The sequence below is a fragment of the Microcystis sp. BLCC-F209 genome (genome assembly GCF_041928595.1).
Classification (GTDB): Bacteria; Cyanobacteriota; Cyanobacteriia; order Cyanobacteriales; family Microcystaceae; genus Microcystis.
Genome location: NZ_JBHFLL010000005.1, coordinates 1 through 15,198, shown reverse-complemented (window position 1 = coordinate 15,198; position 15,198 = coordinate 1). Strand labels below are relative to the sequence as shown.

Below are 15,198 nucleotides of genomic sequence, written 5' to 3'. Positions count from 1 at the left end.
ATTCTTGGGCTGCCCATTTCTCCATTTTTTTGCTTACCTCCACCTTAATTCCTTCTTTCAAAACTATACCTATCAATCGTTTCCCCTTTTTTTAAGTTTCTTCTCTTTTTGTTAAGAAAGATCTGACTAATGGATAGCTTAATAAGGGGGGCATCTGATAATTTTTAACGCCTACCTACTTATCAGTTATCAGTTCACTGATTATTGTTTACTAATAACCTATGAAAAAACTTAATCTAAATACCATTTTTCCAAAGTAATGGCATGGTATTATTCTTCTTCTAAGGTTAATCCTAACGCCTGTAAGCGTTCCGCTAGTCGATCCGCACGTTTTTTTTCTTTATCGGCACGTTTCTTTTCTTTATCAGCGCGTTTCTTTTCTTGACGCATTTGAGACTCTAACTCAACAGTTGTTAAAAATTTCTCTCCATCGGGACGGTACAATTCTAAACTAGATTTATCCCAGATAAAACGCATACCTAAGCGGGGACTTATCCAGTCATTGATGGGGATAATTTCTCTTAAATTTTCTCCCTGTCTTTGCCAACCTTGTAAACGACAGCGCATCGGGTTATATAAATAGTATTCTTCTACACTATAGGTGTCATAAAACTCTAATTTTCGACTCATTTCTGCTTTTGTATTCTTCGGTGATAGAATTTCAAAAACCACTTGAGGAGCGATATTTTCCTCCTGCCATTGACGATAGGAACCCCTTCGTCCTTTGGGACGGCCAAAAGCTACCATCACATCGGGAGCAACCGGTGAAACCAAAGTAGAACGCAGAGGATACCAGAGTAAATCTCCAGCAATAAACACCCTAGGGTCATCGGCAAAGATAATTTCTAAATTCTCCTTAATTTTAACAATCCACTCATATTGTTCGGTATTATCTGCCATCGGTTGACCATCACTATCGGGGAAAAGAAGATCGTCGTCAATATCAAGATAACTAACCATTGTCTTTTAATTTTAATAGATGGTTGTTTTTTGATTGTAGCAAGATAATTATGAATGATGAATTATGAATGATGAATTGGGGAGTGGGGAGAATGGGGTAATGGGGGAGTGGGGGAGATGGGGTAATGGGGGAGTGCGGGAGTGTGGGAGTGGAGAGGAGGGGAGGAGGGAGAAAAAAGCTGACAGCTACAAAAGGTCTTAAGCTGCGGTTATATCTAGTAGAGTCTATATTTATCAAAAAGTTAATTGACTAGAATCTATAAAGACGTTAGGATTGATGGTGACAAATAGTTGTTATTGAGAAGAGGATAAGAACTTGATACAGGCAACCCTGCACCAGTTAAGGGTTTTTGAGGCTACCGCTCGACACAGTAGCTTTACCAAGGCGGCCGAGGAGTTATTTATCACTCAACCTACCGTCTCAACCCAAGTCAAACAACTCACAAAAGCTGTGGGTTTACCGCTATTCGAGCAAATTGGCAAACGTTTATTTTTAACCGAAGCGGGTCAGGAATTACTGTTCACCTGTCAAGAGATTTTTGATAAATTGGACAACTTTCAAATGAAAGTGGCCGATATTAAGGGAACTAGACAGGGAAAGCTGACTTTAGGCGTAATTACTACCGCTAAATACTTTGTACCGCGATTATTGGGGGCATTCTGTCAACAGTATCCCGGTATTGACATCGCCCTGCAAGTGACTAATCATCAGAAACTGCAAGAGCGAATGTTAAACAACGAGGATGACCTCTATATTCTCAGTCAACCGCCGGAAGAAGTGGAACTTTGTTCTCAGTCTTTCCTCGAAAATCCCCTAGTGGTGGTGGCGCGACGAGATCATCCTTTGGTGGGCCAGAAAAATCTGCCCCTTGAGTGCCTCAACCATCAACCTTTTATTATGCGCGAATCGGGATCTGGAACCCGCCAAGCGGTACAAAAATTATTTAATCTCCACGATATTAAAGTTAGGGTGCGCTTGGAATTAGGCAGTAACGAGGCCATCAAACAGGCTATTTCTGGCGGTTTGGGAATATCGGTACTATCTAAGCACACTCTCATCTCGGAAGGAGAAAACGGCGAATTAGCCATCCTCGACGTGGAACAGTTTCCAATTCAGCGCAATTGGTACGTTTGTTACCTGGCCGGAAAACAACTTTCCGTGATTGCCGATGCTTTTTTCAAATACCTGCTGGAAGCTAGTCAAACCATCCCCATTCATGCCCCGTTAAAAAATGATCACAGCTTATTAGTGACCCATTAAACCTTAAACTTTAATTCAGGATCATTTTTCTTCTTGAGGTGGTTATATGTTCGAGTCCTTCAGCCAGACTATCTGGTTGGTACCTCTTTATGCCTTCGCCGGCGCACTTCTCGCCCTACCCTGGTCTCCCGGTATTATCCGGCAAACCGGCCCGCGACCGGCTGGTTATCTGAACTTGATCATGACCTGCTGGGCTTTTTTGCATAGCCTTTTTGCTTTGCTCGCCGTTTGGGGTCGTCCGCCGCAATCTATAGCATTTAATTGGCTAAATGCCGCAGATTTAAGCATATCTTTAGATGTGCAGATTTCGGCCGTTAATATCGGGGCTTTACTGCTAATTACCGGCTTAAACCTCGCCGCCCAGGTATATGCGATCGCCTATCTAGAAATGGATTGGGGTTGGGCAAGGTTTTATTCTCTCGTGGCTCTCTTTGAAGGGGGTATGTGCGCCCTAGTTATCTGTAATTCGCTATTTTTCAGCTATTGTGTGCTAGAAGTTCTCACCCTCGGCACTTATCTACTGATTGGTTTCTGGTTCAATCAATCTCTGGTGGTAACGGGGGCGCGGGATGCTTTCCTAACCAAACGGATTGGCGATTTAATCCTGTTGATGGGAGTGGTGGCCCTTTTACCCCTGGCGGGAACCTGGAACTTTGACCAATTGGCAGAATGGGCGGCTACAGCCGATTTAAACCCCAATGTGGCTAATTTACTCTGTTTAGCCCTGATTGCAGGTCCAATGGGCAAATGCGCTCAATTTCCCCTGCATTTATGGCTAGATGAGGCCATGGAAGGACCGATGCCAGCGACAATTCTGCGGAATACCGTCGTCGTTTCCACTGGCGCTTGGTTATTGGTCAAATTAGAGCCAGTGCTACAATTATCGCCCTTAACCTTACAGGTGATGATCATTGTTGGCTCTGTCACCGCTATCGGTGCGGGGTTAATTGCGATCGCCCAGATAGATGTCAAGCGCTCCCTTTCCTATTCCGTCAGTGCCTACATGGGACTGATTTTTATCGCTGTGGCCACCGGACAAACGGAAACCGCTTTAGTGTTACTCTTTACTTATGCGATCGCTATGTCCCTGTTAGTCATGGTGGTGGGTAACATCGTTTGGAATAATATCAGCCAAGATTTAAGCCAATACGGCGGTTTATGGTCTCGTCGTCCCGTTTCTGGCATTTGTTATCTCGTCGGTGCCGCTAGTTTAGTCGCACTGCCTCCCTTTGGTGGTTTTTGGTCCTTAGCCCGCATGGGCGATCGCCTCGCAGAAATCAGTGGTTTACTGTTATTAGTGCTATTGTTGGTCAATGCCTTAACTGCCTTTAGTGTCACTAGAGAATTTTGCGTTTTCTTTGGCGGTAAAATCAAACCGATGACCCTGCGCTCTCCGGAAGCTCTTTGGCCCTTAGTTATCCCCATGACTGTGACCATGGGTTTCGCCCTTCATTTGCCGATTTTATTAGCGCAATGGCATTTATTACCAAGTAACTTAAATCTGGGAGTGGCTTTTCTCTTGGTGCTTTCCACTGCTGCGGGCGTAATTCCGGCAGCCTATATTTATCTGAATGAAAATATCTCCAAACCGATCGTTTTTCAACCGAAAGCCCTTCAAGATTTCTTTGCCAACGACCTTTATACAGCCAAATTGTATAAAGTCACCATCGTTTTTGTCATCGGATTAATCTCGCAAATTATTAACTGGATCGATACCTTTCTGGTGGATGGCATCGTTAATCTGGTGGGATTAGCCACGGTTTTTGGTGGTCAGAGTTTGAAATATAACGTCTCGGGACAGACCCAATTTTACTTTCTGTCGATTATTTTGGGGGTGGCTTTGATTGGTATTATCATCTGCTGGCCCCTACTAGCACAAATTTCTCTAGTTTTCAGTTAAAGATTTGATAACTTAGGCTTTTCTTTAGCATCCCCGGCCCTGACAATAGGATTTGTCCTGATTAATGGAAACAATTACCTATGTTCAATACCTCTCGTCGCCAATTAATCCGTTATGGGGGTGGTTTTTTGGGAACCAGTCTAGCCGCCTCTGTTTTGGGTTCTCAGTTGTCCAAAACTAACGCCCAAACTGCTGTTAATTCCCAGCCATGGCTAACCGCTCAAAATCAAGGATTGAACCCAGACCAGGCCTTAACTATGCTCATGGAAGGCAATCAACGTTTCTGGGAACGAAGACAAAAAAGTCCTAACCGCGATCAAACTCGGCTCACAGAAGTGGCCGAAAGTCAAGCCCCTTTTGCGGCAATTTTGGGCTGTGCCGATTCTCGCGTACCGGCAGAAATCGTTTTTGATCGCGGATTAGGAGATCTATTTGTTTGTCGGGTAGCGGGAAATTTAGCCACTTCCGAAGAAATTGGTAGCCTCGAATTCGGCACGTTGGTATTAGGAGCCAAGGTAATTGTTGTCCTTGGTCATTCTCGTTGTGGAGCGGTAAAAGCCACCATTGAAGGGGGTCGTTTCCCCGGTCAAATCGGTCGTTTGATCGATGGCCTACAGGTGGGAGTTGATCGGGCTGAAAAACAACCCGGTTCTAACAAACTTGAGCGAGCAATTAAATCCAATGTTATCTATCAAGTAGAGAAATTAGGCAAGTCCCCAGTCATGGGTGATTTAGTAGATAAGAAACAATTAAAAATTGTTGGAGCCTACTACGATCTCGATACCGGCAAAGTGAGTTTAATTTAGTCAATTCTAGATTAGTCATCGTGTCGTTTGGCTAATCCTTTTCTCATCCCAGTCATTATAAATTCGATCGATACCAATATGCTCAGTACCCTGCTTTGGTTGCCAATAATTGGAGCAATTATCGTCGGTCTTTTCCCCGATAAATTTGCCCCAGCAAAATTACGTCAAATTACCCTCTTTTTTGTTGCCGCCGTCTTCTTGTGGTCTTTATATCTGCTGACCCAATATAACTTAACCAGTAATGGCTTTCAATTTTCTGAATACCGCGAATGGGCAAAACCAATCGGTTTAAGTTATAACCTCGGAGTCGATGGTTTGTCCTTACCGTTAATTATTTTAAGCTGTTTCTTGACAGGAATAGCTATCTATAGTACCGAAGAAAAAGTAGAGCGTCCCCGACTTTATTACATCCTAATCCTCCTGATTAACGCCGGGGTTTCTGGGGCATTAATGGCTAAAAACCTGCTGCTGTTCATCGTTTTCTATGAACTAGAATTAATCCCCTTTTATCTGATGATTGCTATCTGGGGAGGCGAAAAACGTGGCTATGCTTCGATTAAATTTCTTCTCTACACTGCTGTCTCTGGGTTATTAGTCCTAGCGGCATTTTTAGGGATAGGTTTCCTCAACGGTGGTACTTTTGACTATTCCTCCCTCTCCACCGCCGATTTCTCCCAAAAAACCCAATTACTGCTCTTAACTCTGCTGTTAGTGGGATTTGGCATCAAAATCCCCCTCGTACCTCTCCATACTTGGCTACCGGATGCCTATACGGAAGCTTCCCCCGCTACAGCAATTTTATTAGGTGGTATCCTCGCTAAACTCGGTACTTATGGCTTAGTTCGCTTTGGTCTGCAATTATTCCCGGAAACTTGGTCTTTAATCGCCCCCGGACTGGCAATTATCGGCGTTATTAGCGTTATTTACGGGGCCTTGAGCGCTATTGCCCAAAAAGACATTAAACGCATGGTGGCCTACAGTTCGATCGGTCACATGGGCTATATACTGGTAGCAGCCGCCGCCGGCACGGGTTTAAGCGTCCTTGGTGCCGTCGCGCAAATGATTAGCCACGGTCTTATTCTCGCCCTCTTATTCTATCTGGTGGGCATCGTCGAACGCAAAGCCGGAACTAGAGATTTAGACGTTTTAAACGGTTTAATGAACCCAATTCGCGGTTTACCCCTGGTTAGCGCCCTATTAATTCTCGCCGGTATGGCCAGCGCTGGGATCCCCGGATTAGTGGGATTTGTGGCGGAATTTATCGTTTTTCAGGGTAGTTTCTCCCGTTTTCCCGTGCAGACGGTTCTCTGTATCATCGCTTCCGGTTTAACGGCGGTTTACTTTGTTATCCTGCTTAATCGCACCTGTTTTGGTAAATTGGATAATAAACTTGCCTACTATCCCAAAGTCCTGAAATCGGAAACTATACCCGCTTTTGTCCTAATGGTATTAATCGTCTTTTTAGGTATTCAACCCAATTATTTAGTCCGTTGGATTGAACCCACCACTAACTCGATGGTTGCCAGCTTATCGGGAGAAGCAAAACCTAGTTTTGTCTTCAAAAAATCTCCGCAAAAGTCCTCAAAAACCAACTGGTTGAATCGGGGTAAATTTTTGAGTAATAGTTAGTTATCCCTTGCTGTTTCCGAATTATTGTAACCGCTGCTAATTACTTTACCTAAAACTATGACTGGGACATTAATCAAAGCCAAAATTCCCCCTTCTAATCACGAATTCGCCGACATTATCCATCGTTTAGAAGCGGGTGGATCCATGTTGCCGGATACTTCCGAAAATCTGATGCAAATTATCGGCATTTATAAAGCTTATGCCGTGCCGATGGATTTTTATTGGCGAGATCTGCTCTATATTGCCGAACGAGTTTTCCTCGATCCTTTGCCCTTTTTTAAATATTTTCTGCCCCAAGAATACCTAGACCTACAAAATCATTACGCTGGCGATAATGCCGATTTACGCATCTGGCGCGGTACGGGTTCCGCTCACCCTGAATTGTTAGAATTCATGGATAAAGGTAAAACCAGAAAAATGCCCAGATTAATCCATCATCTTTGGCATGATCGCATTAATATGGAATTTGCTGAAGCTTGTATGCAAGCCATGTTATGGCATGGCCGCGATATGGGTTGGGGTTTATTTGATGCCTATCTTGATTCAGAAGAATATCGCCAAAATGCCGACCGTGCTATTAAGGCCTATTTCAAGAAAAATCCCGTCATGATGAAACTTTATGACCTGTTCCCCGATATGTTCTTGGAACAGGTGCGGATGATGTCCTACTACTCTAATTTAGGACTATTCTGGGAAGTGATGGCCCCGGTATTTTTCGAGATGTCCGATATCTACGATGAAGGCGGCTTTAAAGGTGTTCCCGATGCCATGAATTTCCTCGTTAATGGTATTTTTGCCATCGCTGGCCGGCCGATTTATCATCACGTTTATATTGATGGTCAATGCTACGAAATTATCCCCAAATCAAAGGCTTTTACTTGGCTTTATGAAGCGGCTTTACCCTATGTGGAAGCGGTCTTTTATCGTACTGCTCCCTTCCGGGGTACAAAGTCCTATAATGCCCAAGCAAAACAGGTTCCTGACGAACAAAAAGACTTTCACTATGGCATTCTTTATGCGGATGTTTTCCCCGTGGGTACTGCGGGAATTCCTCCCACTTTGTTAATGGATGATATGTATCATTTTTTACCCCAATATCTGATTGATTACTATCAGCAAAACTGCCGGGGGGAAGACGATATTTTGATTCAATTGGGTATTAGTTTCCAGCGCTCGATGTATAATGTTACTTCAGCAGTTATTCAAGCTCTACGCACTGCTTTACTTTATCCCCTCGACGATCCTAATCCCAAACATTTACTTAAAAATCGTCAATTCTTTGAGGCACAAATGGACAGATTTAAACGTCCCGAAGCGCGTCTTAGAGATATACAAAGTCCTAATTATCGTTAAGGTTTTTGGGTTATTTTTCTGGTGGGTTTATCGCCCACCTTTTTTGATTATGAGATAACCGAACCCCAAGTCATACTAATACTAAATCCGTTGAGTAACCCACAGAAAACGGGTTTTTCCGAGAAACTCGTTTTCTACTCGAGGGAATAAATAAGTAGGTAGGCACAATTATTTGTAGGATGGGTTAGCGGTAGCGTAACCCATGCGGGCGTTGGGTTTCATGCTTCAACCCAACCTACGTTCATTTTATATTTAATTCCACCCACCTACTTAATCAGTATTTAATAGTCAGATTTAGTATTAAGTACCTAAGCAAAATTAATTACACATTTCGATAAAGCTTTTGCTTCTTGCCTTCGTTAAAACCACCCACTTAATAGGATAGTTACAGAACGTAAAAATTGGCTAATTCAGGAGTTATTATTATGCTAGACCAAATGATGAAGATGTTAGAAGGGCAACAAATAGGCCCCTATCGTCTTAATAAGTTTCTCGGTGCGGGTGGTTTTGGGGGTGTATTTCATGCTAGTGAAATGGTCAGAAATACATCGGTCAAAGAAGTTGCCATTAAAGTTATCCCCGAAAGTAGCGATGATAAATTAATTGAATTAACAAATTCCAGAAAGTTAGAACATCCTAATTTAATTAAGAGTTATGCGGTGGGGGAATTTACTTTTCTCAATACAGAGATGCTTTATTTAGTGATGGAATTGGCACAGGGTAGCCTAGAAAATCACATTGCCAAAGGCAGTTTGTCAGCGGATGAGATTACAAATATTACTGCTCAAGTCGCCCAGGGCTTAAATTATCTTCATCGACAAAATAAAGTCCATCGAGATTTAAAACCGGGTAATATCCTCAAGGTTAATCAACAATACAAGTTAGCAGATTTTGGCTTAATTAGAACCTTAAATAACAAAAGCCACACTCAAACAGTCCACAATACTGGTACAATTATTTATATGCCTCCTGAAGCCTTTAGGGGTGATATTTCCTCGGCTTGGGATCTGTGGTCATTAGGTATTATGTTAATCCAAATGACGACTAATCAATTTCCCTATAAGTTCAATAATGACAATAATCAATTAATGGTAAAGGTGATAAATTGTGAGCTACAAATCCCTAGTTTACCGAAAGAGTTTAAACCGATTATTGAAGGGTGTTTGCAAAAAGATAGAAGACAAAGATGGACAGCACAACAGGTTTTAAATGCCTTACAAGCACTCAAAAAGCCTGTTTCACCAATACCCCTAATTGCTTCACCTACTCCATTTACCGAAAAACTACCCAATCGAGTAACACTAGAGATGGTGAACTTACCAGCAGGTGAATTTCTCATGGGATCTCCTGACAGTGATTCTGATGCTTTCAATTATGAAAAGCCTTCACACCAAGTTAAAGTCAACAGTTTTGCGATTGGGAAATATCCAGTCACTCAGGCACAATATCAAGCAGTAATGGGAACCAATCCCTCTTATTTTAAAAATAACTCTTGGTTTAAAAATAATCTGCAAAATCCAGTAGAAAGTGTTAGCTGGGACGACGCTCAAGCTTTTTGTCAGAAATTGAGTCAAATAACAGGAAAAACCTATCGCCTACCGACGGAAGCGGAATGGGAATATGCCTGTCGTGCGGGGACCACTACTCGCTATTATTTCGGTGATGATGCTAATCAGTTAGGAGATTACGCTTGGTATGACGGAAATTCTCAGGGGACAACTCATCCTGTGGGTCAGAAAAAGCCCAATGCTTGGGGACTGTATGACATGATTGGCAATGTTTGGGAGTGGTGCGAAGACAATTGGCATGATAGCTATGAGAATGCGCCAAAGGATGGCAGTGCTTGGTTAACAAATGATGATGATTATCAAATATTGCGGGGCGGTTCCTGGGGCAACGATCCTGATGACTTCCGTTCCGCGATTCGCGGCAACGACAGCCGCCGCGACTACCGCAACGACTATATCGGTTTTCGGGTAGTCTGCGTATTCGGGAGGACTCTGTAACCCTTTTTCCCTTTTTACCCTTTTTACCCTTTTTACCCTTTTTCTCTTTTTCCCGCCTAGCGGCGGGTCGATTTTTTTTTGAGAAAATTGAGGTAGCTTGAGTAGAAAAGGGGTTTCTCGGAGAAACCGGTTTTCTGTGGGTTACTCAACGGATTTAGGATAATATTGGTGCGTTACGTCGCCTATGTAATTAGTGTAAATTAAATAATATTGTGGCGCTCCTAACGCACCCTACCTACTCAAGGGATTTAGGATAATATTGGTGCGTTACGTCGCCTATGTAATTAATGTAAATTAAATAATATTGTGGCGCTCCTAACGCACCCTACCTACTCATTCGCCCGTACTTTTTGCCGCAAACCCTGTACCTTTTGGGCGAACGCAGTTCGCCCCTACATTGTGGACAAAATCCGTTACTGTAGGGGCGCAAAGCTTGCGCCCTCCGATCGATTGGGATATTATTCCCATGCAAGTCCCTTATTAAAGACTGATTATTTATTCCCCCTTTTGCCTCTTGTCTGACTGGGAGTCGCCAGTCTAAGCTAAGAATAGCTGGCCACCCCGTCCCGACCACCGGATAACTGATAGAATGAATGATTCTAACGCTAATTCTCCCGCTCAATCCTCAGAAGAGACAATAGATGAAACCAATTGGGTAGATTTGGGGGAAGAGGGGAAACCTCTAGATAAACCCACAACCAAACCTATCCAACCATCTCCTCTCAAGTCTATCGCTACCCTGATCACGGTGGAGACGGCTTTTTTGGCCAGTGCTACCAGTTTAATCTGGTTAATTGACTATTATTTTCCCCTCGGACCGTTATTAAGGGTTTTCTTCCCGATTCCTATCGCTTTAGCCTATTTACGTTGGGGCGCTCGTTGTGCTTGGATGACAGCATTAGTTTCCAGTTTACTTTTGTCGGTGTTAATGGGACCGACTCGCAGTATTGTCTTTTTGATTCCCCACGGCCTGATGGGGTTACAATTGGGGCTATGCTGGCGCCGGGGTGCGCGCTGGGAATTTTCTATCTTGACCGGGGGACTGTTGGGGGCTTTTGGTTTATTCTTTCGTTTTTGGCTGTTTTCAATTCTTTTAGGCGAAAATCTCTGGTTATATGTGATTACCCAAGCGACTAATTTTATCGATTGGATTTTCACCTGGTTAGGGATTCTCGCTAAACCGACGCTGCTGCAAGTGCAATCGGTAGCAGTTGTGGGCATATTTGTCAATAGTTTATTATACTTATTTGCCGTGCATTTAGTGGCGTTATTAGTTCTCGATCGCCTCGGTAATCCGATTTCTCGTCCGCCCAAATGGGTGCAGTCCATACTAGATTATGAGTGATTATTTAGCGCTTTATTCTCTACGAAAATATTGCCGCTAATCAAGGCAGTAATTTAGCCGTGGCCCGATGGTTAGAGGGGAAAGGTTATCGACTATACCGTTATCGTCCCTACCGGCAAGAATTGCTAGAAATCGAGTCAGAAGCCGATTTACAGGAAATTTTGAACGTTATCGCCTTGCCGGAACAGGAATTAAGGGATTAAGGAAACCGTCAATCTGGTCATCTCGTCGATAATACTAGGGGTACTGGCGGGTTAATTAATTCTTAAAGAAAGCCAAAAGGGGATAAAAAGGTAATTTTAGCCTGAAAAGTCGGCTAGATAGCTTTTTAGGTCTATTTTATTGCCTATCATTGCTCCTGACTCCTTTCTTGCCCCGAAAAATTTATCTTGGTCAGGGGATCATCGTCTTGTCAGAGAGTGACCCAGTGAGTTATAGTCGTCTATAAGACTCGATTAAAGCATTTCTTAAAAGAATCGTGGTTTTTGGAAAATTGAAAAGTGCGCTATTTTTCCCGTCCACAGAAACCCGTTGCCGAGGGGAGTAACTCAAAAACTCCTTTTTTCCTAGATTCTGATAGACAGAACCGGCGGAAACGGATAAAAAATGCTGTTATCGAGCAAGACTCAGGGATTAATTGAAAATCTCGTCTCCTGGCTGTGCTTACCTAATTGTGGGTCAAGCCGGCACTTGCCAAACAGACTTAACAACTGAAACCAAGACTCAGTTCCCACGTCTGGGGGGCAGATGAATATCAAGATGAGGCTTTAACGATGCGGACTCATCTTCTTAGAACTTTCTTAACAAGACCAGATTTCCAGAAGTAGCCTCAAAGCATAGACAAATAGCCCATGGTCAGTCGCTTTTGAAACCGAAAGATTGAGGAAATTGAATGCCAAAACAAATAATCATAGCCGAACAACACCATATAGCGGCTGTTTTTTGGGAAGATCAAATTCAGGAATTAGTTGTAGCCACAGGTAATCAGCAGGTGGCCGACATCTATCTAGGATTAGTAGAAAACGTCATCCCCGGGATAGATGCAGCCTTCGTCAATATTGGCGATGCGGAACGCAATGGCTTTATCCATGTCACCGACCTGGGCCCCTTAAGACTGAAAAAAACCGCCGGTGCTATCACCGAATTACTGGCCCCGCAGCAAAAAGTGCTGGTACAGGTAATGAAAGAACCCACCGGCAACAAAGGACCGCGGCTAACGGGAAATGTCACTCTCCCCGGTCGTTATTTGGTATTGATGCCCAATGGTCGCGGGGTGAATCTTTCCCGTCGCATCCGCAGTGAAGACGAGCGCTCCCGTTTACGAGCTTTAGGGATTTTGGTCAAACCGGCGGGGATGGGTTTGCTGGTACGCACCGAGGCCGAAGGCAAAGCGGAAGAAGCGATTATCGAGGATTTGGAATTTCTGCAAAAACAGTGGGAGAGCATCCAACAGATGGCCGTCAGCAGCCGGGCCCCGGCCTTGCTGAACCGCGATGATGACTTTATTCAAAGGGTTTTGCGGGATATGTACAGTGCCGATGTCAATCGCATTGTTGTGGATAACCCGGTGGCGGTAAAACGAGTTAAACAGCAATTGACGAACTGGGGCGGCGGCAAAGCTCTCGAAGGGGTTTATATCGACTCCCATCGGGAAACCCAGCCAATTCTCGACTATTTCCGGGTTAACGCCGCCATTCGCGAGGCCCTGAAACCCCGGGTTGATTTACCCTCCGGCGGCTACATTATCATCGAACCGACGGAAGCTTTAACGGTAATTGATGTTAACTCCGGTTCCTTTACCCGTTCGGCCACGGCCCGGGAAACCGTACTCTGGACTAATAGCGAGGCCGCCACGGAAATCGCCCGACAACTGCGCTTGAGAAATATCGGCGGTGTGGTGGTGGTGGACTTCATCGATATGGATTCCCGTCGCGACCAGTTGAAACTGCTGGAATTGTTTAATAAGGCCTTGAAAAGCGATAAGGCCCGGCCCCAGATTGCCCAATTATCGGAATTGGGGTTAGTGGAATTAACTCGTAAGCGTCAGGGGAAAAACATTTATGAATTATTCGGCAAAACCTGCAGCCATTGCGGCGGACTAGGTCATTTAGCCCATCTACCAGGAGAAGGCAACGCCATCGCCCTAGAAACCCCCACCCTTAGCCGCGCGGAAAAAGAAACCTTTGTCGTCGCCCCGACTAATACAAAAGTTCTGCCCGATAAGAGCGCTCCTAGCGTTGCCGCTGCCGAACCCTATCTAGAAGTTTTCTCCGAATTTGAGGCCGAAGAAAACGCCCAAGGGATGGATATTTCCTTCCATCCCAACTATCAAGAACAGGTTAATAATTCTCGCCGCCGTCGTCGTCGTCGGCCCTCGGAACTGTTACTAAAAGAGGAACGGGGCGAAAAAGCCTCTACTAACGGTATTAACAACGAAATCGAGCCAGAATCAGAACCACAACGCTTTGAGGAAAAACGAGAACGCCCGGCCCGTCTCTCGAAACGGGGAGAAGATGCCAGCGCCGGCAAAAATATCCCCGTCAGCGAACGAGAGCGGGTTTCCGTGGAAATGACCCCCGTAGAACAGGAAGTTTATTCTTTAATGGGTATTTCTCCCCTGATTCTCGTGGATAAGGAGTTTAAAGACCCGAAATCGGTGCTTGTTTCCGTGAAACTGCCGGGGGAAAGAGAAGCGGAAAACCCAGAAACGTCTGCCACTCCTGAAATATCCTTGACTCCTACCCTAGAAGCCGAGGTCGCACCGGTCGAAGGGATGGAAACCGGCGAGGAAGTGAGCGAAATGAGCGAAAATCGTCCCTTGGTGCGCCGTCGTCGTCGTCCCACCACTAGCGAAGTTAGTCAGGAAATCAGCCAAGAAGCGAGTCCGCCAGTGACTTTTACTCCCGAACCGATTGCGTCCGAAACTCCAGTTTTTCTGGGCGAAGTCATTCCTTTAGAGACCCCAGTGAGTGCCGAGGGGACGGAGGAGCGACAAATAGAGGCTGAAACCACGGTGCTGCGTCGTCGTCGTCGTCGTTCCTCCGCCACTGCCGATGAGTCATGAGCGCAGAACCCTTAATTGCTGGTGTCGATGAAGTGGGGCGCGGGGCCTTATTTGGCCCCGTGGTGGCGGCGGTAGTGGTCACTGTCCCCTCTGGTTTTGCACGGCTGTGGGAGTTGGGGGTGAAGGATAGTAAGCAACTTAGCCCCCAAAAACGGCAAAAATTGAGCCAGCAAATACAACGGGATTTTCTTTGTCGCATCGGTTATGCTACGGTGGAAGAGATCGATCGCTTGAATATTCTTCAGGCCTCCCTACTGGCAATGAGCAGAGCTATCGGGAAATTACCCCTTTCCCCCAATCTCTGCTTGATCGATGGCAAGCACATTATTAAAGATTTGTCAATCCCCCAAAAGGCGGTAATTCAGGGAGATCAACAATCGCCGGTAATTGCGGCGGCCAGTATCGTGGCCAAAGTCTGGCGCGATGACTTAATTACTCGTTGGCACAGACGCTATCCCGATTATGGACTCTCTCGTCACAAGGGTTATGGCACTGCTCAACACCTAGAAGCGATTGGCAACCATGGAGTTACTTCTCAGCACCGGCTCTCTTTTAGTCCCTGTCAACCGAGGTTGGGTCCATGACTGCCGAACAATTTGCCCAAGGGTTATCGAAAATTTGGGTTAAAACCCCGTCCTTTTAGGACGGCTTTAAGCTACAATGGAAAAAGCGATAACCAAGCTAAAAACTGAACCTTGACAACAGATAGTAGGGGGTTTTGTTCAGAAAAGACTTCAAATTCGGCCTTGAACGAGTAAAACTTTCTAGGAAATAAGGTTGAACATTAGATTTTTTCGACTTGTTCAAAGTGGCCGGAGGGCATCCGGACACTCAAAACGGACGTGGAGAAAGAGTCAGACTTAAGCAATTAAGC

11 protein-coding genes are annotated in these 15,198 nt (G+C 44.8%); 10 read left to right on the top strand and 1 reads right to left on the bottom strand.

The window, feature by feature from the left end; genetic code table 11:
* Window positions 1–270: 270 nt before the first annotated feature.
* Window positions 271–960, bottom strand: coding sequence for a Uma2 family endonuclease (locus ACE1AQ_RS00170; protein WP_374807624.1), 690 nt, complete (start codon window positions 958–960; stop codon window positions 271–273).
* Between the two features lie 316 nt (window positions 961–1,276).
* On the opposite strand from ACE1AQ_RS00170, the gene ACE1AQ_RS00165 reads away from it, so the two are divergent.
* The 10 genes from ACE1AQ_RS00165 to ACE1AQ_RS00120 all read left to right on the top strand — a co-directional run bounded on the left by ACE1AQ_RS00165 (window position 1,277) and on the right by ACE1AQ_RS00120 (window position 14,908).
* Window positions 1,277–2,221 (top strand): LysR family transcriptional regulator, encoded by a 945-nt coding sequence (locus ACE1AQ_RS00165; protein WP_106909278.1) that lies wholly within the window; start codon window positions 1,277–1,279, stop codon window positions 2,219–2,221.
* A 46-nt stretch (window positions 2,222–2,267) separates the two neighbouring features.
* A complete protein-coding gene (locus ACE1AQ_RS00160; protein WP_110545682.1) occupies window positions 2,268–4,121 on the top strand; it encodes an NAD(P)H-quinone oxidoreductase subunit F in 1,854 nt (617 codons plus the stop codon).
* Between the two features lie 80 nt (window positions 4,122–4,201).
* Window positions 4,202–4,927, top strand: coding sequence for a carbonic anhydrase (locus tag ACE1AQ_RS00155; protein ID WP_110545681.1), 726 nt, complete (start codon window positions 4,202–4,204; stop codon window positions 4,925–4,927).
* 78 nt (window positions 4,928–5,005) lie between these two features.
* A complete protein-coding gene (locus ACE1AQ_RS00150; protein ID WP_110545680.1) occupies window positions 5,006–6,556 on the top strand; it encodes an NADH-quinone oxidoreductase subunit M in 1,551 nt (516 codons plus the stop codon).
* A gap of 57 nt (window positions 6,557–6,613) precedes the next feature.
* Window positions 6,614–7,909, top strand: a complete 1,296-nt coding sequence (locus ACE1AQ_RS00145) for a CO2 hydration protein (RefSeq protein ID WP_110545679.1) — start codon at window positions 6,614–6,616, stop codon at window positions 7,907–7,909.
* Window positions 7,910–8,334: 425 nt separating this feature from the next.
* Window positions 8,335–9,915, top strand: coding sequence for an SUMF1/EgtB/PvdO family nonheme iron enzyme (locus ACE1AQ_RS00140; RefSeq protein ID WP_110545677.1), 1,581 nt, complete (start codon window positions 8,335–8,337; stop codon window positions 9,913–9,915).
* Between the two features lie 589 nt (window positions 9,916–10,504).
* Window positions 10,505–11,260, top strand: coding sequence for a DUF2232 domain-containing protein (locus ACE1AQ_RS00135; protein ID WP_002783431.1), 756 nt, complete (start codon window positions 10,505–10,507; stop codon window positions 11,258–11,260).
* Between the two features lie 59 nt (window positions 11,261–11,319).
* On the top strand, window positions 11,320–11,463 hold the full coding sequence (locus tag ACE1AQ_RS00130) for a hypothetical protein (RefSeq protein WP_172456659.1): 144 nt from the start codon (window positions 11,320–11,322) through the stop codon (window positions 11,461–11,463).
* Between the two features lie 689 nt (window positions 11,464–12,152).
* Window positions 12,153–14,324: an Rne/Rng family ribonuclease gene (locus ACE1AQ_RS00125; RefSeq protein ID WP_008203154.1), complete on the top strand. Its 2,172-nt coding sequence runs from the start codon at window positions 12,153–12,155 to the stop codon at window positions 14,322–14,324.
* The gene (locus ACE1AQ_RS00120) at window positions 14,321–14,908 is read left to right on the top strand and encodes a ribonuclease HII (protein ID WP_008203152.1); all 588 of its coding nucleotides are present in this window, start codon (window positions 14,321–14,323) and stop codon (window positions 14,906–14,908) included. The genes ACE1AQ_RS00125 and ACE1AQ_RS00120 overlap by 4 nt, the downstream gene beginning before the upstream one ends.
* The last annotated feature ends 290 nt before the right edge of the window (window positions 14,909–15,198 follow it).